This is a genomic window from Pseudovibrio axinellae (genome assembly GCF_900110875.1).
Classification (GTDB): domain Bacteria; phylum Pseudomonadota; class Alphaproteobacteria; order Rhizobiales; family Stappiaceae; genus Pseudovibrio; species Pseudovibrio axinellae.
This window is the reverse complement of the sequence record NZ_FOFM01000002.1, coordinates 538731-564568: the sequence shown is the minus strand read 5'-3', so window position 1 is coordinate 564568 and position 25838 is coordinate 538731. Positions and strand designations below refer to the sequence as shown.

21 protein-coding genes and 1 riboswitch are annotated in these 25838 nt (G+C 51.3%); of the genes, 12 read left to right on the top strand and 9 right to left on the bottom strand.

The features are described 5' to 3' along the window. The first annotated feature begins 233 nt into the window (after positions 1–233). The 4 genes from BMZ51_RS07540 to BMZ51_RS07525 all read left to right on the top strand — a co-directional run bounded on the left by BMZ51_RS07540 (position 234) and on the right by BMZ51_RS07525 (position 5281). Complete coding sequence (locus BMZ51_RS07540; RefSeq protein ID WP_068004303.1) at positions 234–1844, top strand: phosphoenolpyruvate carboxykinase; 1611 nt, start codon at positions 234–236, stop codon at positions 1842–1844. Positions 1845–1996: 152 nt separating this feature from the next. Continuing rightward, positions 1997–3055 (top strand): XdhC family protein, encoded by a 1059-nt coding sequence (locus BMZ51_RS07535; RefSeq protein WP_068004305.1) that lies wholly within the window; start codon positions 1997–1999, stop codon positions 3053–3055. Between the two features lies 1 nt (position 3056). Continuing rightward, positions 3057–4685, top strand: a complete 1629-nt coding sequence (locus tag BMZ51_RS07530) for an NTP transferase domain-containing protein (protein ID WP_068004308.1) — start codon at positions 3057–3059, stop codon at positions 4683–4685. Between the two features lie 380 nt (positions 4686–5065). After that, positions 5066–5281 (top strand): hypothetical protein, encoded by a 216-nt coding sequence (locus BMZ51_RS07525; protein WP_068004310.1) that lies wholly within the window; start codon positions 5066–5068, stop codon positions 5279–5281. A 127-nt stretch (positions 5282–5408) separates the two neighbouring features. On the opposite strand, the gene BMZ51_RS07520 is transcribed toward BMZ51_RS07525, so the two are convergent. The 6 genes from BMZ51_RS07520 to BMZ51_RS07495 all read right to left on the bottom strand — a co-directional run bounded on the left by BMZ51_RS07520 (position 5409) and on the right by BMZ51_RS07495 (position 12785). Beyond that, a complete protein-coding gene (locus tag BMZ51_RS07520) occupies positions 5409–5816 on the bottom strand; it encodes a F0F1 ATP synthase subunit epsilon (RefSeq protein WP_068004313.1) in 408 nt (135 codons plus the stop codon). A gap of 79 nt (positions 5817–5895) precedes the next feature. Next, complete coding sequence (atpD, locus tag BMZ51_RS07515; RefSeq protein ID WP_068004316.1) at positions 5896–7320, bottom strand: F0F1 ATP synthase subunit beta; 1425 nt, start codon at positions 7318–7320, stop codon at positions 5896–5898. 25 nt (positions 7321–7345) lie between these two features. Then, positions 7346–8233 (bottom strand): F0F1 ATP synthase subunit gamma, encoded by an 888-nt coding sequence (locus BMZ51_RS07510; RefSeq protein WP_068004318.1) that lies wholly within the window; start codon positions 8231–8233, stop codon positions 7346–7348. A gap of 33 nt (positions 8234–8266) precedes the next feature. Then, positions 8267–9796, bottom strand: a complete 1530-nt coding sequence (gene atpA / locus BMZ51_RS07505; protein WP_068004320.1) for a F0F1 ATP synthase subunit alpha — start codon at positions 9794–9796, stop codon at positions 8267–8269. Further along, positions 9796–10356, bottom strand: coding sequence for a F0F1 ATP synthase subunit delta (locus tag BMZ51_RS07500; RefSeq protein WP_082825583.1), 561 nt, complete (start codon positions 10354–10356; stop codon positions 9796–9798). Before BMZ51_RS07500 ends, atpA begins: the two co-directional genes overlap by 1 nt. A gap of 215 nt (positions 10357–10571) precedes the next feature. Continuing rightward, the gene (locus BMZ51_RS07495; protein WP_068004322.1) at positions 10572–12785 is read right to left on the bottom strand and encodes a primosomal protein N'; all 2214 of its coding nucleotides are present in this window, start codon (positions 12783–12785) and stop codon (positions 10572–10574) included. A 142-nt stretch (positions 12786–12927) separates the two neighbouring features. On the opposite strand from BMZ51_RS07495, the gene fsa reads away from it, so the two are divergent. The 8 genes from fsa (at position 12928) to BMZ51_RS07455 (ending at position 19573) form a co-directional block, all read left to right on the top strand. Continuing rightward, complete coding sequence (gene fsa / locus BMZ51_RS07490; protein WP_068004325.1) at positions 12928–13581, top strand: fructose-6-phosphate aldolase; 654 nt, start codon at positions 12928–12930, stop codon at positions 13579–13581. 93 nt (positions 13582–13674) lie between these two features. Beyond that, on the top strand, positions 13675–14157 hold the full coding sequence (locus BMZ51_RS07485) for a 2-thiouracil desulfurase family protein (RefSeq protein WP_082825582.1): 483 nt from the start codon (positions 13675–13677) through the stop codon (positions 14155–14157). A 284-nt stretch (positions 14158–14441) separates the two neighbouring features. Then, entirely contained in the window at positions 14442–15176 is a 735-nt protein-coding gene (locus BMZ51_RS07480) for an endonuclease (RefSeq protein WP_068004330.1), read from the top strand. 83 nt (positions 15177–15259) lie between these two features. Then, a complete protein-coding gene (locus BMZ51_RS07475) occupies positions 15260–16345 on the top strand; it encodes a phospholipase D-like domain-containing protein (protein WP_068004333.1) in 1086 nt (361 codons plus the stop codon). 93 nt (positions 16346–16438) lie between these two features. Next, on the top strand, positions 16439–17386 hold the full coding sequence (locus BMZ51_RS07470; protein ID WP_175485006.1) for a tyrosine recombinase XerC: 948 nt from the start codon (positions 16439–16441) through the stop codon (positions 17384–17386). A gap of 58 nt (positions 17387–17444) precedes the next feature. Then, a riboswitch (TPP riboswitch) is annotated at positions 17445–17549 on the top strand. Positions 17550–17624: 75 nt separating this feature from the next. Further along, a complete protein-coding gene (gene thiM / locus BMZ51_RS07465) occupies positions 17625–18437 on the top strand; it encodes a hydroxyethylthiazole kinase (RefSeq protein WP_068004339.1) in 813 nt (270 codons plus the stop codon). After that, entirely contained in the window at positions 18421–19062 is a 642-nt protein-coding gene (gene thiE, locus BMZ51_RS07460) for a thiamine phosphate synthase (protein ID WP_068004342.1), read from the top strand. Before thiM ends, thiE begins: the two co-directional genes overlap by 17 nt. Before the next feature lie 79 nt (positions 19063–19141). Next, a complete protein-coding gene (locus tag BMZ51_RS07455; protein ID WP_068004345.1) occupies positions 19142–19573 on the top strand; it encodes a hypothetical protein in 432 nt (143 codons plus the stop codon). 73 nt (positions 19574–19646) lie between these two features. Here the strand turns inward: BMZ51_RS07455 and lpdA are convergent, their stop codons facing one another. From lpdA to BMZ51_RS07440, 3 genes are all read right to left on the bottom strand, one after another. Further along, entirely contained in the window at positions 19647–21050 is a 1404-nt protein-coding gene (lpdA, locus tag BMZ51_RS07450; protein WP_068004348.1) for a dihydrolipoyl dehydrogenase, read from the bottom strand. A 102-nt stretch (positions 21051–21152) separates the two neighbouring features. Next, positions 21153–22661 (bottom strand): 2-oxoglutarate dehydrogenase complex dihydrolipoyllysine-residue succinyltransferase, encoded by a 1509-nt coding sequence (gene odhB, locus BMZ51_RS07445; RefSeq protein ID WP_068004350.1) that lies wholly within the window; start codon positions 22659–22661, stop codon positions 21153–21155. A 67-nt stretch (positions 22662–22728) separates the two neighbouring features. Next, the gene (locus BMZ51_RS07440) at positions 22729–25698 is read right to left on the bottom strand and encodes a 2-oxoglutarate dehydrogenase E1 component (RefSeq protein ID WP_068004353.1); all 2970 of its coding nucleotides are present in this window, start codon (positions 25696–25698) and stop codon (positions 22729–22731) included. Positions 25699–25838: the final 140 nt, after the last annotated feature.

The window sequence follows — 25838 nt, the reverse complement described above, 5'->3', positions numbered from 1 at the left end:
GTTAAACGTCTAAAGTTGAAAACGGTGTGTGCGCCGAGTTTATTTTTATAAGCAAAATAAATCTATGCCAGCAAAAGGTCGTATTTCAATCGGTTAAATAGAAAAACACAGCTTTTCTGATCTTGCTTTTCTAAGCATGACTGTCCCATCCAAGGGTGTTGTCGCTAAATTCACTGGCCTAATGCCTTTGGATGACGCAAGGTAGATTGTGAGCCGATTAAGGACTACTGAACATGAGAGAGTTCGGACTACGGAATTCCGCATTTGGGTGTGAAACCTTCGGACTGAAGGGCCTCAAGAGTGTGTACTGGAACCTGACCGAAGCTGAACTTTATGAGCATGCTATCAGGAACGGTGAAGCTCAGATCGTCGCAGGTGGTGCGCTTTGTGCTGAAACAGGCATTCATACAGGCCGCTCCCCAAAAGATAAATTTATTGTTCGTGATGCCGAGACCGAAAATTCGATCTGGTGGGACAATAGTGGTGCGATGAGCCCAGAGAGCTTTGACATTCTCCTTACTGACATGCTTGCACATGCAGAAGGCATGGAGCTGTATGTTCAGGACCTTTATGGAGGCGCAGACCCTGCGCACAGGCTGAATGTCCGCGTTTACGATGAACTGGCCTGGCATAACCACTTTATTCGCAACATGCTCCTTCGCCCGTCCCGTGATGACCTGAAGAGCTTTGAAGCTGAAATGACGGTCATTGATTTGCCGAGCTTCAAGGCTGATCCTGAGCGTCATGGGTGCCGAAGCGAAACGGTTATCGCTTGTGATCTAACCAACAAGATCGTTCTGATTGCTGGTACTGCATATGCTGGCGAGATGAAGAAGTCTGTCTTCTCCATGCTGAACTATTTGTTGCCAGAAGTAGGCGTGATGCCGATGCATTGCTCTGCAAATATTGGTGATGACGACGACACGGCTGTTTTCTTTGGTCTGTCGGGAACTGGCAAGACCACACTGTCTGCTGACCCAGCTCGAACACTGATTGGTGATGATGAGCATGGATGGGGGCCAAGTGGTATCTTCAACTTTGAAGGTGGCTGCTACGCCAAGACTATTCGACTCTCCGAAGAAGCTGAACCAGAAATCTTTGCAACAACCCAGCGGTTTGGGACAATTCTTGAAAACGTTGTGTTGGATGACATGCGTGTTCCAGATTTTGATGATGGCTCAAAAACGGAAAACACACGCTGTTGCTACCCAATTCACTTCATCCCGAATGCAAGTGAAACTGGGCGTGCAGCGCATCCGAAAAACATCATCATGCTGACAGCTGACGCATTTGGTGTTCTGCCTCCAATTGCAAAGTTGACCGATGCGCAGGCAATGTATCACTTCCTTTCCGGTTACACGGCAAAGGTAGCAGGTACTGAGCGTGGAGTAACCGAACCGCAGGCAACTTTCTCAACCTGCTTTGGTGCGCCTTTCATGCCACGCCACCCATCGGTATACGGTGCGTTGCTGAAGGATTTAATCCGTGAGCACAACGTAAACTGCTGGCTCGTCAATACCGGTTGGACTGGCGGTGCATATGGCGTTGGTCACCGCATGCCGATCAAAGAAACCCGAGCTCTGCTTCGCGCTGCTTTGGATGGGTCCTTGAACACCCATGAGTTCCGCACAGACAGTAACTTTGGTTTCATGGTCCCGGTTGCTGTATCAGGCGTTGATACGAGTATCCTCGATCCACGAAGCACCTGGAGTGATCCAGCAGAGTATGACATGCAGGCTGCAAAGCTGGTCGACATGTTCGCTGCCAACTTCCAGATTTTTCAGGAACACGTGGACGATCTTGTCCTCAATGCGGGTCCGATTACAAAGATCGCTGCTGAATAATCTTCAAAAGCTTTTCCTGATAGGCGCTGGAACGCAAGTTCCGGCGCTTTTTTTTTGTTTTTGCTAAACACCTTTCTCTTGTTGCGTGCCCTTGAAGAAGCAGGCTAGGCTCCTCATTCTATTGGGACCCTGTTTGTTTGAGAGCTTCTGCGATGCCTGTTGTCACTCTGCCTAAAGAACTATCTGAAAATCTTGATATGCTTGCTGTTGTTGAACGCTGGCAGGCTGAAGGACGAAAGCTGGTGCTGGCAACCGTTATCGAAACATGGGGGTCTGCCCCACGCCCTATTGGCAGTCACCTAATCATTGATGAAAACGGAGAGTTTGAAGGGTCAGTCTCAGGGGGGTGCGTTGAAGGCGCAGTTGTTTCAGAGGCCATGGATGTTCTGGACAGCGGTGAAGCACGCAAAATCGAATTTGGCGTTGCAGATGAAACCGCATGGCGGGTAGGTCTTTCCTGTGGTGGAAAGATCAGTGTCTATCTGCAACCTTTGGCGACAGAAACTGACCACAGTCTCATTAGCCTGCTGAACAAGACGCGTTCCAAACGGCAACCAGCTGCTTTACTTACAAACCTTGCAACAGGGTCTAGCTCTGTCATTCTTTTTGGGTCTGACGCAGAAGACCCTTCGCTGTCAGCTGCCTTTGAGGCGGGCGTTAGAAGCGGCAAATCAGGGCAAGTCCAATCTGATGGGGGGGAAGAGTACTTTTTGAGCATGCAGGTCCCTGCTACTCGCATTGTTGTGATTGGTGCCGTCCATATAACACAAGCGCTCGTGCCGATTGCACAAACCGCCGGTTTCGACATGACGATAGTTGACCCTCGGACGGCTTTTGCTTCTCAAGAACGTTTCCCCGATACGCCCTTGCTTGCAGAGTGGCCTGAGGACGTGATGGCGCAACTTGAGCTTGATCCCTTTACCGCCGTCGTCGCCATAACACATGATCCTAAGATTGATGATCTACCACTTCAACAGGCTTTGAGAGCCGGTTGCTTTTATGTCGGCGCTCTTGGAAGCAGAAAAACACATGCAAAGCGAAAAGAACGCTTTCACGCAGCTGGAGTTAATGAAGAAGACTTTGCTCGCATTAAAGCACCTATCGGGCTTGATATTGGTGGGGTGACACCTGCTGAAATTGCTGTGGCAATACTGGCGGAAATTATAGTGACCCTGCGCGGCTCTAAAGCTGAACAAAAGAAGGCTGTTTGACGTGAAGTTTGAGACACGTTCAGTAGAGAAGTCCGTAGGTTGTTACCTTGCGCATTCAATCAAAGACCAAGGCCTGTCCCTTTCCAAGGGTCATGAACTGAGCGAAGAGGATGTACGGGCGCTGCTTACTGCCGGTTTTGCAGATCTGAGCGTTGTACAAATTGAAAGCACTGATCTGCACGAAGACGAGGCCGCAGAGCTGATCGCTAAACACGCCTGCGGCGAGGCCGTCGTTGCCACTCCGCCCTTCACAGGGCGTGCCAATCTTTATGCAACACATAGCGGCATCTTGCAGGTGAATGCAGAGAAGGTAACTCAAGCCAACTTGATTGATCCAGCTATTACGCTTGCCTGTCTGGCACCGTTTAGCGAAGTGCGCGAAGGGCGCATGCTTGCAACAGCAAAGATCATACCCTTGGCAGTTGACCAGCAGCTCGCTCAAACTGCAGCTGGTAAGATCTCTGAAGCGATATCTGTGGCAACCTATACTCCAAAAACAGTCGCGGTCATTTCAACACGACTGCCACATTTAAAAGAAACCGTCATCTCCAAGAGCCTGCGTGTGCTGCAAGAGCGACTGGATATCGCTTCCAGTACTATTTCAGCAGATATTCGCATTCAACACGATGAGGCTACGCTAGCAACAGCCCTGCAATCGCCTGATGCTAATGAAGCCGATCTGATCGTTGTTTTTGGGGCATCTGCTGTTGTTGATCCAAGCGATGTGATTCCGGCCGCCATACAAGCAGCAGGCGGAGATCTGATCCATTTTGGAATGCCCGTCGATCCTGGTAATCTTCTCGTACTTGGTGATCTAAAGGGAACACCTGTCATTGGTGCTCCCGGGTGCGCGCGCAGTCCGCAAGAAAATGGCTTTGACTGGATCCTACGCCGCTTGCTCGCTAACGTACCCGTCACACGTACCGACATCATGTCTATGGGTGTGGGCGGGCTCTTGAAGGAGATCCACAGTCGTCCGCAACCAAGAGATCACCCTCTCCCGAAAGCTGGTGAGCATGCCACTTACAGCGGCATACTGCTTGCAGCTGGTAACTCCTCACGCATGGGTGATCACAACAAACTACTGGCTCACATCGACGGCAAGCCTGTGGTCCGCCAAGTGGCAGAGAATGCTCTGGCCAGCGAGTTGAATGAGGTTGTCGTGGTAACTGGAGCAATGGCTCCTCAGATCAAAGATGCCCTATCAGGGCTCTCAGTACGCTTTCTGCATAACGAAAATTACAATGAGGGAATTTCATCCTCGGTGAAGGTTGGTATCGAAGCCATTAGCGAGAAAGCGAGCGCGGCTCTTATCCTTCTGGGCGACATGCCATTTGTTACGCCCGAAGACATAAACAACTTGTTGCAGGCGCGCAGTCCGGAGCAGGATCAGCTAATTGGAGTTTCGACAAGTCAAGGAAAGCGCGGGAATCCAGTCTTGTGGGATTGCAGTTTCTTTGAGGACTTGCTCAAACTGCGGGGTGACATCGGTGGCAAGCCGATCATTCAACAAAACCCATCAGTGGTCTACACAGTTGAAGTTGGTAGGGCCGCTCGTCAGGACCTAGACGATCCACAGGCGCTTCAAAGCGCTGGCGGGGTGCTCGGAAAACATTCCGAAAAGCCATGAATCGCCACAATTCATGAATCAATTTGGTGCTTTATGTTTATTCACTTTGCAGATTTCCACTCATGGTTAATTTTTTATAAACTCAACATAACAGCTAGACATCTGTTTTTATTGAGAGATTCAAAAGAGGCGAATGCAATTACCTTGAATTTCCTGTGTAAGTGTTTTTACACAGCTAAAAATATCTGGCTATTTGGAGAAGGGAGAGATAATCTTTTTGCCGTCCGGTAAATTTGTTTGCATCAAATGCAGCAAAAGAACTTTCCGGTGATCCCATAATCAAAAATGGTTCTACAGATTAAAATGCGCGCATGGCTCTCACGCTTCTCCCGCGTGCATGCAAGTGTTGGTCTGTGGCTCCAAAAAACAAGGGTAGGTAGATGAAAGCACCAGTTATGCCAAAGCCCGGCCAGTGTAAATGGACTGAAGGCGACAGCGGAAGTTATACGTTTCCGTGTAAGAACCGCGCCGAAAACGGCTCCTACTGCGATCATCATCGCACGATCGTTTATGAGACACCTGAGCAGCGCAAAGCGCGTGCTGAAGAAATGCGCGCAGCAAATGCCGCAGCTAATAAGAAACGGCTAGCAGCCTAATATATCAGGCTGTTTCTCCTCCCTGTTTTTTGCGATGCTGGTAAGGCACAGGGCCTTCTGCACTGCAGATACAAAAAAGCCTCGGCAATGCCGAGGCTTTTGTTTTTCTATGGCATCGATGATGCTTTTAAGCAGCTTTAAGCGCCGCTTGCAGTTCCGACAGCTGGGAAAGTACCAGCCGTGCGGCCTGCCGTGCATCTTCGTCCTTTGCGTCAGCCACATCTTCACTTGCATCTTGAATCTGCTGTGCGATGTAACCGGCATCCAGATCGGCCATTGGGATCGCCTGTTCCGCCAGAACAGTCATGCCAGACGCAGAAACGTCAGCAAAACCACCCCGCACGAAGTACTCGTGCTTGGAACCATCTTCGCTGAGCGCTTTAACAACACCCGGACGCATGGTTGACAAGAACGGCGAGTGACCAGCGCCAACACCAAACTCACCTTCAGTACCTGGCACGATTACATCAGTAACCCTTGCCGACAACAGAAGGCGCTCTGGTGAAACCAGCTCAAACTGAAATGCTTCAGCCATTTAGCTCATCCTCTATCCGTTTCTAAGAGTGACACCAGAAGCGTCACTCAAAGAAGTCACCGGTTCATAAAAACCGAGATTAAGCAGCGTCCTCAGCCAACTTAGCAGCTTTTTCGATTGCCTCATCCATAGAGCCAACCATGTAGAATGCAGCTTCTGGCAGGTGGTCGTATTCACCAGCAACAAGGCCTTTAAAGCCTTTGATGGTGTCTTCGAGCGCAACCAGCTTACCTGGGGAACCAGTGAAGACCTCAGCAACAAAGAACGGCTGGGACATGAAGCGCTCGATTTTACGCGCGCGGGTCACGACCAGCTTATCTTCTTCAGAGAGTTCGTCCATACCAAGGATGGCGATGATATCCTGAAGTGCTTTGTAACGCTGAAGTGTTTCCTGAACAGCTGTCGCCACTTCGTAGTGCTCGTCACCGATAATACGCGGATCAAGCATACGAGAAGAGGAATCCAGCGGATCCACTGCAGGGTAGATGCCTTTTTCAGCGATCGCACGGTTAAGAACCGTTGTCGCGTCCAAGTGAGCAAATGTGGAAGCAGGTGCAGGGTCAGTCAAATCATCTGCAGGAACGTAAACGGCCTGAACAGATGTAATAGAACCCTTGGAAGTGGTCGTAATACGCTCCTGCATAGCACCCATGTCGGTTGCAAGAGTAGGCTGGTAGCCCACAGCAGAAGGAATACGGCCCAGAAGTGCGGACACTTCAGCACCAGCCTGCGTAAAGCGGAAGATGTTGTCTACGAAGAACAGAACGTCCTGACCTTTATCACGGAAATCTTCCGCAATTGTCAGACCTGTCAGAGCAACACGTGCACGTGCTCCTGGAGGTTCGTTCATCTGACCGTAAACCAGTGCAGCTTTAGAGCCTTCTGCACCTTTTTCTTTGTTCACGCCGGATTCGATCATTTCCCAGTAAAGGTCGTTACCTTCACGAGTACGCTCGCCAACACCAGCAAATACGGAGTAACCGCCGTGTGCTTTAGCAACGTTGTTGATCAATTCCATGATGAGAACGGTTTTACCAACGCCCGCACCACCGAACAGGCCAATCTTACCACCCTTTGCGTAAGGAGCGATAAGGTCAACAACCTTAATACCGGTTGGCAGGATCTCAGCTTCTGTAGACTGCTCTACAAATGCCGGAGCTTCCTGGTGGATGCCACGCTTGGTTTCAAACTCGATTGGACCAGCTTCATCAACTGGCTCACCGATTACGTTCATGATGCGGCCCAAAGTGCCGTCACCCACTGGAACGGCAATAGCGCCACCAGTGTCACGTACTTCCTGACCGCGAACGAGACCTTCGGACGCGTCCATGCAGATTGTACGTACTGTATTTTCGCCCAGGTGCTGAGCAACTTCGAGAACCAGACGGTTACCGCCGTTGTCAGTTTCCAGAGCGTTCAGAATTGCAGGGAGTTCACCTGGAAAGTGAACGTCGACAACAGCGCCGATTACCTGCGTGATCTGTCCGACTTTCGTGTCAGCCATCACTTAAATCCTCGTCTCAACTCGGTCAGAGCGCTTCCGCGCCCGCAATAATTTCAATCAGTTCCGTCGTGATCTGCGCCTGACGCTGACGGTTGTACGTCGTTGTCAGCTTGTCGATCATCTCGCCGGCATTACGCGTTGCACTGTCCATAGCGGCCATGCGTGCGCCTTGCTCGGAGGCACCGTTTTCAAGAATTGCGCTGAAAATCTGAATAGCGATATTACGCGGCAGAAGAGTTTCAAGAATCTCCTGTTCGCCTGGCTCGTATTCATACAGTGCATCTTCAGAGGAACCGTCCTCAGCTTCATCTTTCGCTTCAAATTGAGCTGGGATGAGCTGTTTGGCGGTCGGAACCTGACTGATTACCGATTGGAACTGCGCGTAGAACAGTGTGCAAACATCAAATTTCTCATCCTGGAACATGCCCATGACGAGATCCCCGATCTGCTTTGTGTCGCTGAACTCAATAGATTTCAGGCCGCGTAGTTCGATATTCTCTACAATGTATTGGCCGTAACCACGTTTCAGGGCGTCATGCCCCTTCTTACCAACGGTGACGATCTTGACCGTCTTACCTTCGCTAAGAAGTTTATCTGCGTATTCACGTGCCAAACGTGCGATTGACGAGTTGAAACCACCACAGAGGCCACGCTCTGCGGTGCAGACGAGGAGCAGATGAATCTGATCCTGTCCGGTACCCGTCATCAGCTTCGGCGCATCATCTCGACCTTCGAACCCAGCCGCTAGATTACCGAGAACAATCCCCATGCGTTCAGCATAGGGACGTCCGGCTTCTGCAGCATCCTGGGCACGACGCAGTTTCGCCGCGGCCACCATTTTCATGGCCTTGGTGATTTTCTGCGTCGCTTTGACCGAAGCGATGCGGTTTTTTAGGTCCTTGAGGCTCGCCATGGGCGCTCTCGTTCCTTATCCCGTTGCTTCGAATTAACCGAGGGTCTTGACGTAAGCGTCCAGTGCAGCTTTCAGCTTGTCAGTCAAATCGGCGTCGAGTGCTTTCTTCTCCCAGATAGCGGAGAGAAGCTCAGCATGATCTGCACGCAGGAAGCGCAGCAGGCCAGCTTCGAATTCGCGAACTTCGCCAACTGGACGATCATCCAGGTAGCCGTTCACACCAGCGAAGATGACTGCAACCTGTTCTTCCGTTTTGAGCGGAGAGAACTGTGGCTGCTTCAGCAGCTCAGTCAGGCGCGCACCACGGTTCAGAAGCTTCTGAGTGGTTGCATCAAGGTCAGAACCAAACTGCGCGAACGCAGCCATTTCACGGTACTGAGCCAGCTCACCCTTAACCGGGCCAGCAACCTGCTTCATCGCTTTCACCTGAGCAGAAGAGCCCACGCGAGAAACCGAGAGACCAACGTTAACCGCTGGACGAATGCCCTGGAAGAACAGATCAGTTTCAAGGAAGATCTGACCGTCGGTGATGGAAATCACGTTGGTCGGAATAAACGCTGAAACGTCACCACCCTGAGTTTCGATCACTGGCAGCGCGGTCAAAGAACCGAGGCCATGATCTTCGTTCAGCTTAGCTGAACGCTCGAGCAGACGGGAGTGCAGGTAGAAAACGTCACCTGGGTATGCTTCACGTCCTGGTGGACGACGGAGCAGCAAGGACATCTGGCGATACGCAACAGCCTGCTTGGAAAGGTCATCATAACCAATCACAGCATGCATGGAGTTATCACGGAAGTACTCGCCCATTGTGGTACCAGCGAACGGAGCCAGATACTGCAAAGGAGCAGGATCAGACGCAGTCGCAGCAACAACGATGGAGTATTCCAAAGCACCGGCATCTTCCAGAGCTTTCACGAACTGAGCAACAGTTGAGCGTTTCTGGCCAACTGCAACATAGATGCAGTACAGCTTGTCGTGCTCGTTGTCAGAAGCGTGCAAAGGCTTCTGGTTCAGGAAGGTGTCGAGGATGATTGCAGTTTTACCGGTTTGACGGTCACCAATCACCAATTCGCGCTGACCACGTCCGATTGGAATCAAAGCATCAATAGCTTTAAGACCTGTAGACATTGGTTCGTGAACGGACTTACGAGGCAAGATGCCTGGTGCCTTCACATCAACGCGTCGACGTTCAGTAGCTTCGATCGGACCTTTGCCGTCGATTGGGTTACCGAGTGGGTCGACAACGCGACCCAGCAAACCCTTGCCTACTGGAACTTCCACGATGGCGCCGGTACGTTTAACCGTGTCGCCTTCTTTAATGTCACGGTCGCTACCAAAGATAACAACACCGACATTGTCTGTTTCCAGGTTCAGTGCCATGCCCTGAATTCCACCTGGGAATTCAACCATTTCACCTGCCTGGACATTATCCAAACCGTAAACGCGGGCAATGCCGTCGCCTACAGACAAAACCTGACCAACTTCAGAGACTTCAGCTTCTTGGCCGAAGTTTTTGATCTGGTCCTTGAGGATAGCGGAAATTTCCGCGGCCCGAATATCCATCAGCCGACCTCTTTCATCGCGAACTTAAGAGAGTTAAGCTTGGTACGTAGTGACGTATCAATCATCCGGCTGCCGATCTTCACGATCAGACCACCAAGAATGGATGAGTCCACCTTCACTACAATCTTAACGTTCTTGCCCGTAGAAGCATTAAGAGCTTCTTGTAGAGCAGCGACATGCTCCGCAGCCAATTCCGTTGCAGAAGTTACCTCAGCGGTCACTTCTCCACGTTTTGCAGCGAGCTGCGCACGGAAAGCCTGGATCATGCCTGGAACGGTGAAGAGGCGCCGATTTTTGGCAACCAACTTCACAAAATTTGCGGTAAGGCCGGAAATTCCGGCCTTTTCCAAAATAGCAGAGATCGCCTTTAATTGAGCGTCCGCACTAAAAACTGGGCTCTTGATAAGACGATCAAGATCAGCACTCTCGGTTAAGAGTGTTTCAAACTGGTCGAGACCTCTCTCCACTTCTGCAGTCGCACCTTGCTCTTCAGCAAGGTCAAGCAACGCAGAAGCGTAACGTGAGGCTACACCTGAAATGAGAGATACGTTGTCAGTCACTGGATCCGTGCTCTCCCGCGCAATCAAGATTCTTGGCGGCTGGCAAGCCGGGAATCCAAATCCTTGATAAGTCGCGTCTAATTCAATTTGAATAGCACAATCTGTGACAACTGTGCCGATAAAGCCGCGCTTCGCATAGCACACGCGTGACAGGCTTGCAACATGGCGTAGGTATTCCAACGCACACAATAAGACCCCAAACTTATTCCGCTGGACTACATGAAACTTTGGGGGTCAACATCCACCTGCACCCGAATACCACCGGTAGGCTTGGGAGCTGTGGACAACCACTTTCTTAGAAAGCCTTGTAAATCAACAGTCCTAGGCGCAATCGCAAGCAATCGGAACCTGTACCTGCCCCTCACCTGCGCCATAGCAGCCTCGGCAGGGCCGAGTATCTGCACACCTTCTGAACTAGGACTATTTATTGCAACGGCTTTTGCAAATTTTTCGGTTACCACTCTATCCGGTCCAGATATGATAAGCGCAGCAAGTCGCCCAAAGGGAGGCAACCCGGCGCTCTCACGCGACTCGATTTCCGCAGCGTAAAATTCCTCTGGATTGCCAGACAGCAATGCCCGAATCACGGGTTGTTCTGGATTGTAGGTTTGCAGCAGCCCACGGCCCTTTCCATGGATACGACCCGCACGGCCCGTCACCTGGGCCAAAAGCTGAAAAGTGCGCTCTGCTGCCCTTGGATCACCATTTACCAAGCCTAAATCAGCATCAACCACCCCTACAAGGGTCATTAATGGGAAGTTATGCCCTTTTGCGACCAACTGTGTTCCGATGACGATATCCACCTCACCGGACTCCACAAGCTTCATTTCGCGGTTTATGCGCTCTGTGCCACCCGGCAAATCAGAGGAAAGCACGAGGACTCGTGCATCTGGAAACAAGGCTGAAGCATCCTCAGCAATACGCTCCACACCAGGCCCACAAGCGACGAGAGAATCTGGCTTACTACATTCCGGGCATTTATCTGGAATAGGTTGTGAATAGCCGCAATGATGGCAACATAATTTGCCCCTAAAGCGGTGCTCGACGAGCCAAGCTGAGCAGTTTTCACAATGAAACCGATGGCCGCACGTTCTGCACAGGGTCAGTGGGGCATATCCCCTACGATTCAAGAAGAGCAGAACCTGATTGCCATTTGAGAGGGTTTGCTGGATCTCACTGACCATTGCCGGGGCGAGCCATTTTCCTCTCTCAGGCCCATCACAGCGCATATCAATGCCACGAATTGTCGGCATTTCGGCACCAGATGCACGCTCTGGGAGGACGATTCTCGTGTATCTTCCCAGTTTGGCGTTCACCTGACTTTCCACAGATGGTGTTGCACTTGCCAGCACAACTGGGAAGCCAGATATATGCCCCCGAACAACGGCCATATCCCTTGCATTATAAGGAACACGGTCGTCTTGTTTGTAGGCTGTGTCGTGCTCTTCATCCACGACCAACAAACCGAGCCTGTGAAAAGGGAGGAAAAGTGCGGAGCGCGCACCGACAACAACCTTCACCTCGCCATTTGCGACGCCTCGCCATGTTCGCGCACGCCGTTTTGGAGGTACTTGGGAGTGCCATTCGGCTGGTCTAACGCCAAATCGCTGCTCAAAACGCTCCAAAAACTGAGAGGTGAGAGCGATCTCTGGAATTAGGACGAGGGCTTGCTCATTATTTTTTAGGGCTTCGGCAACCGCCTCAAAATAAACTTCGGTCTTACCGGACCCGGTCACGCCATCAATCAAGAAGGCTTTGAAGCCCTTTCCGACGGCCTCGCACAACTGATTCGCAGCACCCTGCTGAAGGTCCGTTAGCTTTCTTCCGGGCAAGTTTGGGTCGGGATGAGGCAGCGGTGGCGTGGCTGGCAGCATGGCTTCTTCTAGCACACCTTGCTTTTTAAGACCGTCAATCACAGAGGAAGAGACGCCTGCTGCCCCCGCAAGGCCGGGGCGTGTCCAGGCCAAACCATTGCGTACATGTTCTAACACACGTTCACGAGCGGTAGTCATGCGGTCAGGCTCTTGGCCTTCCTTATAGCGCACACCGGAAAGCAGGGCTTCTGGTTCCAGCGCTTCTTCAGAACGAAGAACCATGCGCAGGACCATTCCGGGTGCGCCAAGCGTCCACGCAGCAACCCAGTCAATATATTTTCGCAGGTCTTCAGCAATCGGAGCGGAGTCATAAACGTGCAGGATACTTTTGAGTTTTTTCGGGTTCACTGCCGTATCAGGTTCCCCGTCCCACACAGCACCGATCACCTCCCGCGAGCCCAATGGCACGCGAACAATCGAACCGGGCCTGACGTTCATTCCTGCCGGTACCTTGTAGGAATATGCCCCCGCTACAGCTACCGGAACCAACACAGGCACGACGACCTCTGGTTCGCTTAACTGGACGTTTCCAAAAAACTCCTGTTGCTGACTCACGAAACTCCAATCCTTATTGCGAGATAGCGGGTTTTACTCTTGTTGTTTCTATGCACTCTGGGCTAAACACATACCAGAAATCACCCCCAAAGCCTCCCAGTACCCTAAGAGAGGCTGCTAGGAAATCAGGAGCCTTTCTGGCATGAAATTCTTCGTTGATACAGCTGACACCAACGAAATTAAAGAGCTGGCTGCGACCGGTCTTCTCGACGGTGTTACCACTAACCCATCTCTTATCATGAAATCCGGTCGTCCAATGAAAGAAGTGATCGCAGAGATCTGCGCGCTTGTGGATGGACCAGTTTCTGCTGAAGTTGTGGCAACTGACACTGCTGGTATGCTGAAAGAAGCTGAAGAGCTGGGCGCTATTGCAGACAACATCTGCATCAAACTGCCTTTGACCCTTGAAGGTTTGAAAGCATGTCGCGCTCTTTCTGACAAAGGCATACAGACCAACGTGACCCTTTGCTTCTCTGCAAACCAGGCACTTCTGGCTGCTAAAGCTGGCGCAACCTTCATCTCTCCTTTCATTGGTCGTCTGGACGACATCAATGTTGAAGGTATGGATCTCATCGCTGAAATCCGTCAGATCTATGACAACTACGGCTTCAACACCGAAATCCTGGCTGCATCTATCCGCACACCAAACCACGTTAAAGACTGTGCTCTTGTAGGTGCGGACGTTGCAACTATTCCGCCAGCAACCCTAAAGGGTCTCGTGAAGCACCCATTGACCGAAAAAGGTCTGGAAACATTCATGAAAGACTGGGCAGCAACCGGCCAGAGCATCGTTTAAGCTCTTTGGTTTTCGCAGTTTGTGACTATAGCGAGCGCAGGCCATCCGGACTGCGCTTTCTTTTTGTGAATATGGGGGCCATTGTCCGAAATCATGACGAAAATTCTGATCAGCGCCTGTCTTTTGGGAAGACCCGTTCGATATAACGGCAGCAGTTTGTCTGTTGAAAGCAGCCTTGTATCCGATTGGCGCAATTCTGGAATGCTCGTTCCGCTTTGCCCTGAGATTGCAGCGGGGTTTCCGACACCACGACCTCCGGCAGAGATCGAACACGGCAAGTTGGGACCTGACGTACTTTCAGGAGAAGCGTCCATATTTGAAAATAATGGGCGTGATGTGTCAGAACAGTTTGTTCTTGGCGCTTCTTTGGCGGTGAAGACCGCACATGAGACAGGATGTCGCTTTGCTCTTTTGGCGGATGGAAGTCCGTCATGCGGAACGACCTTTGTCTACAGTGGTCATCACGATGGCAAAACGCGTGATGGTCTGGGTGTTGTAACAGCGGCCCTACTTGAGCACGGCATCGAGGTGTATTCACAGCACCGGATCCAAGAGCTAGCAAGCCGGCTTAGATGATTGATTTTCAGGTGATGCCTTAGAGCTTTCCACTCCCACAATTCCAAGTCCGCAAGGTTCACACCCACTCATTCAGGCAGTGTGTTTGCGCACAAATCTGTATCCACCGCGTCAAACAGTGTTGGCAGGAGAATATTAATTCTCGCTCGCCAGTCTCTGATGGTGACCTTGAGCGTGTTGCGATCACTCGCATCAACACGACACGCCTTAGGTTTTGTCTTAATGCGTATCCTTAGCCGAAAATCGGTGGCTACTTTCCGGGGATACGCTAAGAAAGTAACTTCATGCGCAATCTTATTTTGCTTCCACTTGCCCTGTTCATTGCTATCTTTTGTTCAGCAGCTTCAGCTCAAACGCCTACAAGTTTTTCGCAGGCCAAGCGCCTATTGGAAAAGCACATTTACCCAACACAGGAATACCGCGAGACGTTTTATTGTGGCTGCTCCTACAGCGGCGAAAAACAGGTTGATGCGGCCAGTTGTGGCTACACACCGCGTAAGAATGCAAAACGCGGCAAGCGGATCGAGTGGGAACATGTTGTGCCAGCCTCGCGCTTTGGCAAAACCAGAGCCTGTTGGACTGATGGCAACTCTGCCTGTGTCACCAAGAAGGGCAAAGCTTATAAAGGGCGCCGCTGCTGCTCCAAAGTAGACCCGGAATTTAAACGCATGGAAGCAGACCTGCATAATCTGGTTCCAGCCGTTGGTGAGCTGAATGGCGACCGCTCCAATTACCGTATGGCCGTCATTTCTGGCGAAGAGCGAACCTACGGTGCTTGTGATTTTGAGATCGACAGCAAAAACAAACTGGCTGAACCAATGGCCGCGACGCGCGGGGATATCGCTCGGATCTATTTTTACATGCAATCAACCTACAACATGCCGCTGAGCGATGCTGAAATGGAGATGTTTACCGGTTGGATGAGTAAGGATCCGGTTTCAGAAGACGAGCAACTGCGCGATGCTCGCATTCTTGAGATCCAGGGCAACTCCAACGTGCTCATTTCTGTCGGCTTCTAAGCAGTCAACTCTTCCACTGTCATAATTGTGTGCGGACACACATACTACCCTGAGGTAAGGTAGCGTGACAGTGGGAGGGTATGATGGCAGTTGAAACCGAGAATCTAAAATTCCTCGTCGGCCCAAAAGCCGTTCTTGACCATTTGCCAGATAATCCGCTTGATGATCTGGAAGGTGAGATTATTGCTTTTTTGGACGCTGCCGAGGATACGCTTGAAATAGCAATTCAAGAAATTGACAACCCGCGCATCGCCAACGCAATCATCAACGCAAGAAAGCGCGGGCTTCGGGTTCGTGTGGTTTCTGAAGCGGATTACCTGAGCGTAGACGAACCCGCAGATGACCCACATGCCAGCGATCTTACTGTCGAAAACGAGGTCAACCGGCAGCTTCATGCAGCATTGCTGCGTGCTAAAGTTTGGGTTCGAACCGACTTTAATCCTCGCATTTTCCATCAGAAATTTATCATACGCGATGGTAATGCTGTTTTGACTGGTTCAACAAACTTTACTGAAACCGGCACGCATCGAAATCTGAACCACCTTCTCACAATCAAGAACGAGGAAGTGGCAAAGATCTTCGAACGGGAATTTCGCGAAATCAAACGCGGTCGCTTTGGGCGATATAGCGTTGACGAGAACGAAAGCGAAAACACGCCCAAAGAGGTGATTGTCGACGACATCCGCGTTAAAGTTTGCTTTGCACCTGACCATGCACCAGAGATGGAAGTGACCAAACAGATGACGAAAGCAAAGGACCGCGTGGACTTTGCGATCTTCACTTTCTCCAAAAGCTCTGGCATTGACGACGCGATGTTGTTGTTGATGGATGCAGGCCGGACGGTCCGCGGAGCACTTGATGCCCGCCAAGGCGGACAAGACTGGGCAGCAACCCTCCCACTTGCCGAGGCAGGGGCGGACCTGCATTTGGTTCGCGGCTCGAGTCGATTAGGCAAGCTCCACCACAAGCTCATGGTCATCGATGACAGTATCATGATTGTTGGCAGCTTTAATTACACTGGCCCGGCCAACCGGTTTAATGATGAGAACATTGTTGTTCTAGGAGATTCCACAGCACCTACTGAGAACCAGAAGCGGTTTGCACGCGCGGCGCGGCAAGAGATTGACCGGATCATCGAAGATCATGGGCAACCTATTGTGGTTGACTAATTTTTCTCATCGGGCTTGCAAATACGTGAATGTTTAGCATTTGGTAACCATTCAGCTAGGTTTGCCCCCTAGACTTGCAAAATGGCAATTTCCTTGGATAGCGGCGAAGACCTGCTCATCATCTGCAAACCAGATGTGAACGCAGCGATTGAAGACTGGATTGATCACCTTGGATCAGAGCGGCGACTTGCTGAGCGCACGCTGGAAGCATATGAGCGTGACGTGCGTCAGTTCCTTCGCTTTTTGACGAGCTATGAGGGTGAACCCGTTGCGTTGTTTCATCTTGAATCTTTGAAACCCAAGGATTTTCGAGGGTTTCTGGCGACACGCCGACGAGATGGGGCGCAAACGCGTACATTGGCCAGAGGGCTTGCTGGCATTCGGTCTTTTCTCTCGTTTCTCGAAGAACGCGGAGATGTTAATGCAGCAGGAGCATCAGCGGTACGCACTCCAAAACTTCCCCGCAGTCTGCCCAAACCTATTCCGATTGAAGAAGCAAAGGCTATTGTCAGCAGCGACCTCTCCTTTGAGGACACGCCTTGGGTTGAGACCCGAAATGCGGCAGTTTTTACACTGCTGTACGGTTGCGGGCTACGTATTTCAGAAGCGCTATCCTTGACAGTTGCAAGTGCTCCTAAAGCTGGTGATAAATCCATCCGCATCCGCGGGAAAGGCAACAAGGAACGGATTGTGCCGGTTCTGCCTGTCGTGGTTGAGGCGATAGAGGCGTACAAAGAGCAATGCCCGTTTGACCTTTCTGCAAACTCCTCCCTTTTTCGCGGCGTTCGAGGCGGTCCCTTGAATGCGCGCATGATACAACTTGCCATGCAAAAAATCCGTAGTGCCCTCGGCTTACCTGATACCGCGACACCACATGCATTGCGCCACTCATTTGCAACGCACCTCCTTTCTGAAGGCGGTGATTTGCGTAGCATTCAAGAGCTTCTGGGACATGCAAGTCTCTCTACCACACAGATCTATACAGAGATAAACAGTGCGCAGCTGCTTGATGCCTACGACAAGGCCCATCCACGCCGTTGATACTACGATGAGCTGGGAGCGCCTGCTTGATCTTGTTAGGTTCAACGACTAGGTTCCTATGTGCGAAACGGGGTGCCTGTAGCGAAATTGCTAAGGCTGAGATTATACTCGATGAACCTGATCTGGATAATGCCAGCGAAGGGAGCGCTCACAGCGTTGTTCAGGGATAGCACTTCTTAAATCTGCATAAAGCCCTAAAGCAACGGCTCTCTTTCGCACAACGAGACTGAGGAAAACTATGGGTCCTGTCGAAAGCGCTTGCGTAACTCTTTCTGCAATTCGTGAAAAAAGTCCGCTCGTTCACAATATGACGAATATTGTGGTGGCCAATACAACGGCAAACGCTTTGCTTGCTCTGGGAGCTTCCCCTGCGATGGTGGATGGACCGGAAGAAGCACCTGAGCTTGCCAGCGTTGCTGGAGCTTTGGTGGTGAATGTTGGCACCGTTACACCAGCTCAGGCTGACGCAATGAAGTTGGCAACAGCTGCGGCGCACAAAGCTAGTCGTCCATGGGTACTTGATCCGGTCGCTGTTGGTGCGCTGACCTTTCGTACTCAGTTTGCTGCAGAGCTTTTAAAGAACAAGCCAAGTGTAATTCGCGGTAACGCTTCTGAGATCATGGCTTTGGCTGGCAAAGGGGCTGGCGGCAAAGGCGTAGATAGCACCGACAGTCCTGAAACGGCCCTTGATGGCGCCAAAAACCTTGCAAGGCGAACAGGCGCTGTTGTTGTCGTTTCCGGCCCGATTGACTTTATTACTGATGGTGAACGGACAGCACAGGTTGAAAATGGCGATGCTATGATGCCTTACGTAACTGGCCTTGGTTGCACAGCAACGGCATTGACCGGCGCGACACTTGCTGTTTGCGATGATCCATTTTACGCCGCTGTTCATGCGATGGTTTATCTGGGTGTGATTGGTGAGATTGCAGCCAAAGAAACTGCTGGCCCGGCAAGCCTACAGCTGGATATCATCAACGGACTGTACCGGTTAAACAGCGATACCATTACCACAACAGCACGAGTAAAAATGCATGAAGCCGTTGCTTGATCTTTCCGTTTATCTGGTTCTGGGACCACAAGATTGCCCCGGACAAGACCCTGTCGACATCGCCACTGCTGCTGCAACAAGCGGAGCAAGTGTCATTCAGCTGCGCGACAAGAGGGGTACGACACGCGAACAAGTTCAATTGGCTCAGCGGCTTATGACGGCTTTGGAGCCGTTGAATGTGCCGTTGATTGTAAATGACCGGATTGACGTCGCCCTCGCAGTGAATGCCGATGGTGTTCATGTTGGCCAGGAGGATATGGATGCCTCGAAGGTGCGCGAATTAATCGGCCCAGACAAGCTGCTTGGTTTATCTGTTAGCACACAAAGTGAGTTAGACGCTGCTGATCTTGAGGCCTGTGATTACCTTGGGATTGGTGCTTGCTTCCCAACTATCAGCAAAGATGATGCTGCTCAGGTTGGAATGCAGAATTTCCGCCACCTAACCGAACAAGCCACTCTGCCTGTTGTCGGAATCGGGGGCATCTCCCTTGCAAATGCTGCGCAGGTTATCAGTGCTGGTGCAGATGGTGTTGCAGTTATATCGGCAATTTGCGGGGCGCCTGATGTGTCTGCAGCAACGAAAGAACTCAGTTCGATTGTTGCAGCCAGAAAAGACCTTGGGTGATTAGAAGAAACACGCATTTACTCCTCGCAGGGTCCGCCTACATTGATATATGAGAGGACTAGGCGGGGAGCTTTTGGTCATGACACTAAAACAGATAATACAAGCCTGCGCATTCCTAAGCGTCTTTGTGTCTCTAGCTTCGGCAGCTTACGCACAAGAGGCCTGCGAGCTGCGAAAATCCGAATTGGTGGAGATTGGCAACTGGGAAAACCCGAGCGCCAAGCTTAATGAGCTCTCTTCTCTTGAGGTTGAAGGTACTTGTATAGAGAACCAGCTCATCGTCCGGGCACGTACTTTCACCAGTTGCTCTCCACGCGACTGCAAATGGGGCTGGGCTGCTGGGGCATTAAACTTAAACGGTGCTCTTACATTTCGGTTTGGCGGATTTTTCAAAGCCCAACATATTGAACTACGCCCGATGGGTGAGCGGATGCAGGCTTATATGCGAACAGAAAACCATGATCCAACCATCCCGGAAAAGACCCGCAGCTACATTCTCATACGCCAATAACATAAAAGCCGCCTCAGTTTCCTGAAGCGGCTTTCGTTTAAATCAAAGCAGAGTGGGTCACACTCAAACCAGATTACATATGTATCGGCTTGCCAGCTGTCGCCATAGCAGCTTCTTTGACGGCTTCCGACATTGTCGGATGCGCATGACAGGTCCGGCCCAGATCCTCTGAGGATCCACCAAATTCCATCAAAACACATGCTTCATGGATCAGTTCGCCAGCACCATGGCCGAGAATGTGAACACCAAGAACGCGATCCGTTTCTGCATCGGCCAGAACTTTCACGAAGCCATCCGTGTGGAGCATCGCTTTTGCACGGCCATTGGCTGAGAACGGGAACTTGCCAGACTTGTACTTCACGCCAGCAGCTTTAAGCTCTTCTTCTGTCTTGCCAACGCTAGCAACTTCAGGAGATGTATAAACAACACCCGGAATTACATCGTAGTTGACGTGACCAGCCTGGCCGGAGATGATCTCTGCCAATGCAACGCCTTCATCTTCAGCTTTATGCGCAAGCATTGGACCGACGATTACGTCGCCAATTGCATAAATGCCATCAACATTGGTCTTGTAATGAGCGTCTGTCTTAACACGGCCACGCTCATCCAGCTCAACGCCAGTTTCTGCCAGACCCAAGCCCTCGGTGTATGGACGGCGGCCAATGGCAACCAGAACGACATCAGCGTCCATAGTTTCAGCTGCTGCTTCACCAGCTGCTGGCTCCACAGTCACTTCAAGCGCACGGCCTTTTTTCTGAACGCCAGTTACCTTTGAAGAGAGCTTGAAGGTCATACCCTGCTTCTTCAACATACGCTGGAACTGTTTGGAAACGTCTGCATCCATTGGGCCAAGGATCTTGTCCATGAACTCAACCACAGTCACCTGAGCACCCAAACGCGCGTATACGGAACCAAGCTCAAGACCAATAACGCCTGCGCCCACAACAACCATGCGGTTTGGAACTTTTTCAAGCTCAAGAGCGCCAGTTGACGATACGATGGTCTTTTCGTCGATTTCGATACCTGGAAGCGGCATCACGTCAGAACCAGTTGCGATAACGATGTTTGTGGTTTCGACAATGGACGTAGAACCGTCTTCGGCTTTTACTTCTACACGGCCTGCGCCGAGTACGCGGCCAACACCGGTGTGCACGTCGATCTTATTCTTTTTGAAGAGATAATCGATACCGGAAACGTTTCCGTCAACCACCTTGGCTTTGTGTCCCTGCATCGCCTTCCAGTCCACTTTGGGCTTGGAGGTTTTAATGCCGAGGGTTTCAAAGTTGTGGTTGGCTTCCTCAAACATCTCAGAGGCATGAAGCAATGCCTTGGATGGAATGCAACCAACATTCAGGCAAGTGCCGCCATGGGTTTTGCGTTTTTCGACAACGGCAACTTTCATACCAAGCTGAGCTGCCTTGATCGCACAAACATAACCGCCCGGGCCTGTTCCGATAACAACGAGATCGTAGGACATTTGCTACCCCTGTTAGTAGATGGGAGAAGGCTGCGACGAACGGTTTGTGCGCCAATCTCCCCATAAAGCAAATGTGCCCGACCAGTGCCGGGCACGTTTATATTAAAGGTCCAGAATCAGACGCTGTGGATCTTCCAGGCTCTCTTTGACGCGAACCAGGAAGGTCACTGCTTCCTTGCCGTCCACGATACGGTGATCGTAAGACAGAGCCAGGTACATCATCGGACGGATTTCCACCTGACCGTTGATTGCAACTGGGCGCTCCTGAATTTTGTGCATGCCCAGGATACCGGACTGCGGTGAGTTCAGGATTGGAGAGGACATCAAGGAACCATAGACACCGCCGTTGGAAACGGTGAAGGTGCCACCTTGCATATCTGCCATGGAAAGCTTGCCATCACGGCCTTTGCGACCGAGATTGCCGATTTCTTTTTCGATCTCAGCAATAGACATCTGGTCTGCATCACGAACAACAGGAACCACGAGACCCTTCGGAGTGCCAACAGCAACGCCGATGTGTGCGTAGTTTTTGTAGATGATGTCAGTGCCATCAATCTCAGCATTAACAGCAGGAATTTCTTTCAGAGCATGGGTGATTGCTTTGGTGAAGAAACCCATGAAGCCAAGCTTAACGCCGTGTTTCTTCTCAAAGATATCCTTGTACTGCTTGCGCAGGTCCATGATCGGCTTCATGTCCACTTCGTTATAAGTGGTCAGCATAGCCGCAGAGTTCTGTGCATCCTTCAAGCGGCGCGCAATGGTCTGGCGCAGCTTGGTCATGCGAACGCGCTCTTCACGAACTTCGTCGGTTGGAGCCGATGCTGCGCGAATAGCAACAGGAGCTGGTGAGGCAGCTGGTGCTGCTGAAACGCCAGCAGCCACGGCTGCAAGAACATCACCTTTCAGAACCTGACCGCGTTTGCCGGAACCAGCAACCTGATCAGCAGACAATCCTTTTTCAGCCATCATTTTAGCTGCGGAAGGTGCTGCTGGCATGCTTATACCAGATAAGGATGGAGCAGAAGCGGCAGGTGCTGCAACAGCAGGAGCAGCAGCTGAAACGACAGCTCCTTCGCCCTTAGCAATTTTGCAGAGCAAGTTGCCTGGCTCTACAGTCGCGCCCGTTGCCTGTGCAATCTCAACAACAGTACCTGCCACTGGGCTTGGTACTTCCTGAGCTGCTTTGTCTGTTTCCAGCTCGACGAGAATATCGTCAGCCTTTACAACATCACCAACTTTAACTGACCATTCGCCAACTTCAGCTTCAGTCACGCTTTCGCCAGCAGTTGGTACCAGTACCTCAACCGTTTCAGCGGCGGCAGCAGGAACTGCTTTTGCTGCTGGAGCGGCTGCGGCGGCAGGCACAGCAGCTGCACCTGCCGCGATGGAACCTAGAAGAGTGCCAACTTCAACAGTTTCGCCTTCCTTCACATCAATGCTGTCCAGCTTGCCAGAAACAGGAGCAGGCACTTCAACCGTTACCTTGTCTGTTTCCAGTTCAACCAGTGGCTCATCTGCATTCACCGCATCGCCCGGTTTTTTAAACCATTGAGCAATTGTTGCCTCGGTTACGGATTCACCCAGTGTGGGCACTCGAATTTCCGTCGCCATTGTCTCTATCTCTTTTCGTTTCAGGGCCACTTGAAGGCCTCTCGGACTTTACCTGATTACGAGGTACTTACTCGGCGAATGCATCGTCGAGGAAAGCTTGTAGCTGAGCCAAATGTTTTGACATCAAGCCAGTTGCGGTTGCTGCGGCAGCTGGGCGGCCAGCGTAACGTGGGCGATGCACTTTTGCATTCACATGCTCCAGCACCCATTCAATGTACTGTTGAATGAAGAACCAGGAGCCCATGTTCTTTGGCTCTTCCTGACACCAGACCACATCTGCATTCTTGAAGCGGCCCATCTCAACACAAAGTGCTTTGGTCGGGAATGGGTAGAGCTGCTCAACACGCAGGATGTAAACATCGGTGATGTTGCGCTTTTCACGCTCTTCAAGCAGGTCGTAGTAGACTTTACCTGTACATAGAATGACGCGGCGAATATCTTCATCCGACTTCAGCTTAACAGTTGATCCAGGATGACGTTCTGCGTCATCCCAAAGCAAACGGTGGAAGCTGCTGTCCAGATTGAAGTCTTCCAGCGTAGAAACTGCCCGCTTATGACGCAGCAGAGACTTTGGTGTCATCAGCACAAGCGGCTTACGAATGTCACGCTTCAACTGGCGACGCAGAATGTGGAAGTAGTTCGCGGGTGTTGTACAGTTGGCCACTTGCATGTTGTCTTCTGCACTCATCTGCAAGAAGCGTTCAAGGCGAGCAGATGAATGCTCTGGGCCCTGACCTTCGTAGCCATGCGGCAACAGACATACCAGACCGGACATACGCAACCATTTGCGCTCACCAGATGAAATGAACTGATCGAACAGAACCTGCGCACCGTTTGCAAAGTCACCGAACTGCGCTTCCCACATGGTCAGTGCGTTTGGTTCTGCAAGGGTGTAGCCGTATTCGAAACCAAGAACCGCTTCTTCAGAAAGCATCGAGTTGATCACTTCGTAGCGACCCTGATCTTCTGAAACATGATTCAATGGAATGTAGCGATCTTCATTTTCCTGATCATAAAGAACGGAATGACGCTGAGAGAAGGTACCACGCTCACAGTCCTGACCGGACAAGCGAACGGAATTACCTTCCTGCAGCAACGCACCAAAGGCCATCGCTTCGCCCATTGCCCAATCGATACCTTCTCCGGTCTCGATCATTTTGGCACGGTTGTTCATGAAGCGGCGGATCGTACGGTGAGCGTTAAAATCATCAGGCACGCTGGTTAGTTTCTGGCCCAGCTCCTTCAGCTCATCCATAGAAAGACCGGTTGAACCACGACGTGGCTCATCGGTTTCCTTAGCAATCTTCATCTTAGCCCACCGGCCATCAAGCCAGTCAGCTTTGTTTGGCTTGTAGGTCTGGCCCGTGTCGAACTCACGGTCAAGATGTGCACGCCAATCAGCTTTCGCCTTGTCCACGTCCTCAGCACTCATTAAGCCTTCTTTGACCAGCTTATCAGCGTAGATCTGAAGAGTTGTTTCGTGCTTGCGGATTTTGCGGTACATGATCGGCTGCGTGAACGCAGGTTCATCACCTTCGTTGTGACCGAAACGACGGTAACAGATGATGTCGATTACAACCGGACGCCCGAACTTCTGACGGTATTCCGTTGCAATCTTTGCAGCAAAAGTAACAGCTTCCGGATCATCACCATTTGCATGGAAGATCGGTGCTTCAATAACTTTAGCAGCATCAGATGGATACGGGGAAGAGCGCGAGAACCGTGGGTTAGTTGTAAAGCCGATCTGGTTATTGATGATCACATGGATCGAACCACCAGTACGGTGTCCACGCAGTGCAGACAGGCCGAAACACTCAGCAACAACACCCTGACCAGCAAACGCTGCATCACCGTGCAGCAACAACGGAAGAACGCTGCTGCGGTCAATTTCTGTCGTTTCTTTCCAGTCTGCGAGCTGGTCCTGCTTTGCGCGCACCTTACCAAGAACAACGGGGTTCACGATCTCAAGGTGAGATGGGTTCGCTGTCAAAGACAGGTGAACATTGTTGTTATCGAATGAGCGGTCAGAAGAAGCACCGAGGTGGTACTTAACATCACCGGAGCCCTCTACGTCGTCAGGAGCGTAAGAACCGCCCTTGAATTCGTGGAAGATCGCGCGATGTGGCTTACCCATAACCTGGGACAGAACGTTCAGGCGACCACGGTGAGCCATTCCCAAGACGATGTCTTTAACGCCAAGGGCACCACCACGTTTGATGATCTGCTCGAGCGCTGGAATAAGAGCTTCACCACCGTCAAGGCCGAAACGCTTAGTACCAGTGTATTTAACGTCGAGGAACTTTTCAAAGCCTTCTGCCTCAACAAGTTTGTTGAGGATGGCTTTTTTACCTTCTGGAGTGAAGGCAACGTGCTTATCTGGACCTTCAATACGCTCCTGAATCCATGCTTTTGCGGCAGGGTCAGAGATATGCATGAACTCAACACCAAGTGTCGAGCAGTAGGTCCGTTTCAAGATTTCCAGCATCTCACGGATGGTGGCGAATTCCATACCCAGAACATTGTCCAGGAAGATTCTCCGATCCCAGTCCTCTTCAGAGAAGCCATAGGTCGCGGGATGCAACTCTTCGTGATCACCTGGAACAGCGAGGCGGAGCGGGTCAAGTTCAGCATGCAAGTGGCCGCGCATGCGGTAAGCACGGATCATCATGATAGCGCGCACACTATCACGGGTCGCCTGCAACACTTGATCTTCAGTTAGCTCAACGCCAGTCTTCTGGGCATTTGCCTGAATTTTTTTGCTGACAATTTTCTCAGATGGCCAATCGCCATCGAGCGCAGACACAAGTTCACCGTTGGCGGGAACCGGCCAGTCTGGACGTTTCCAGCTCGCACCGCGAGCTTCCTTGATCACATCCTCTGGATTGTCTTCAAGCGAAGAGAAGAATTCCTTCCACTCTGGGTCGAGTGAGCCGGGGTTTTCCTGATATTGAGCATACAGCTCTTCAATATAAGGAGCGTTGGCGCCGTATAGGAACGACGTCAGCGCGAATACCTTGTTCGCGTCCTGCCGAGCCATCGTTTTTAAGCGGACTTTTGGTCCGCCCTACTTTCTTTGGGCGGGTGAAAAACACCACATACCCTTGGGTCCCGCGACTGACAACAAGCCTGGGGACTTGTTGCCTCTTATAAACTGTCGGTGAATTTCGTTCACCGACA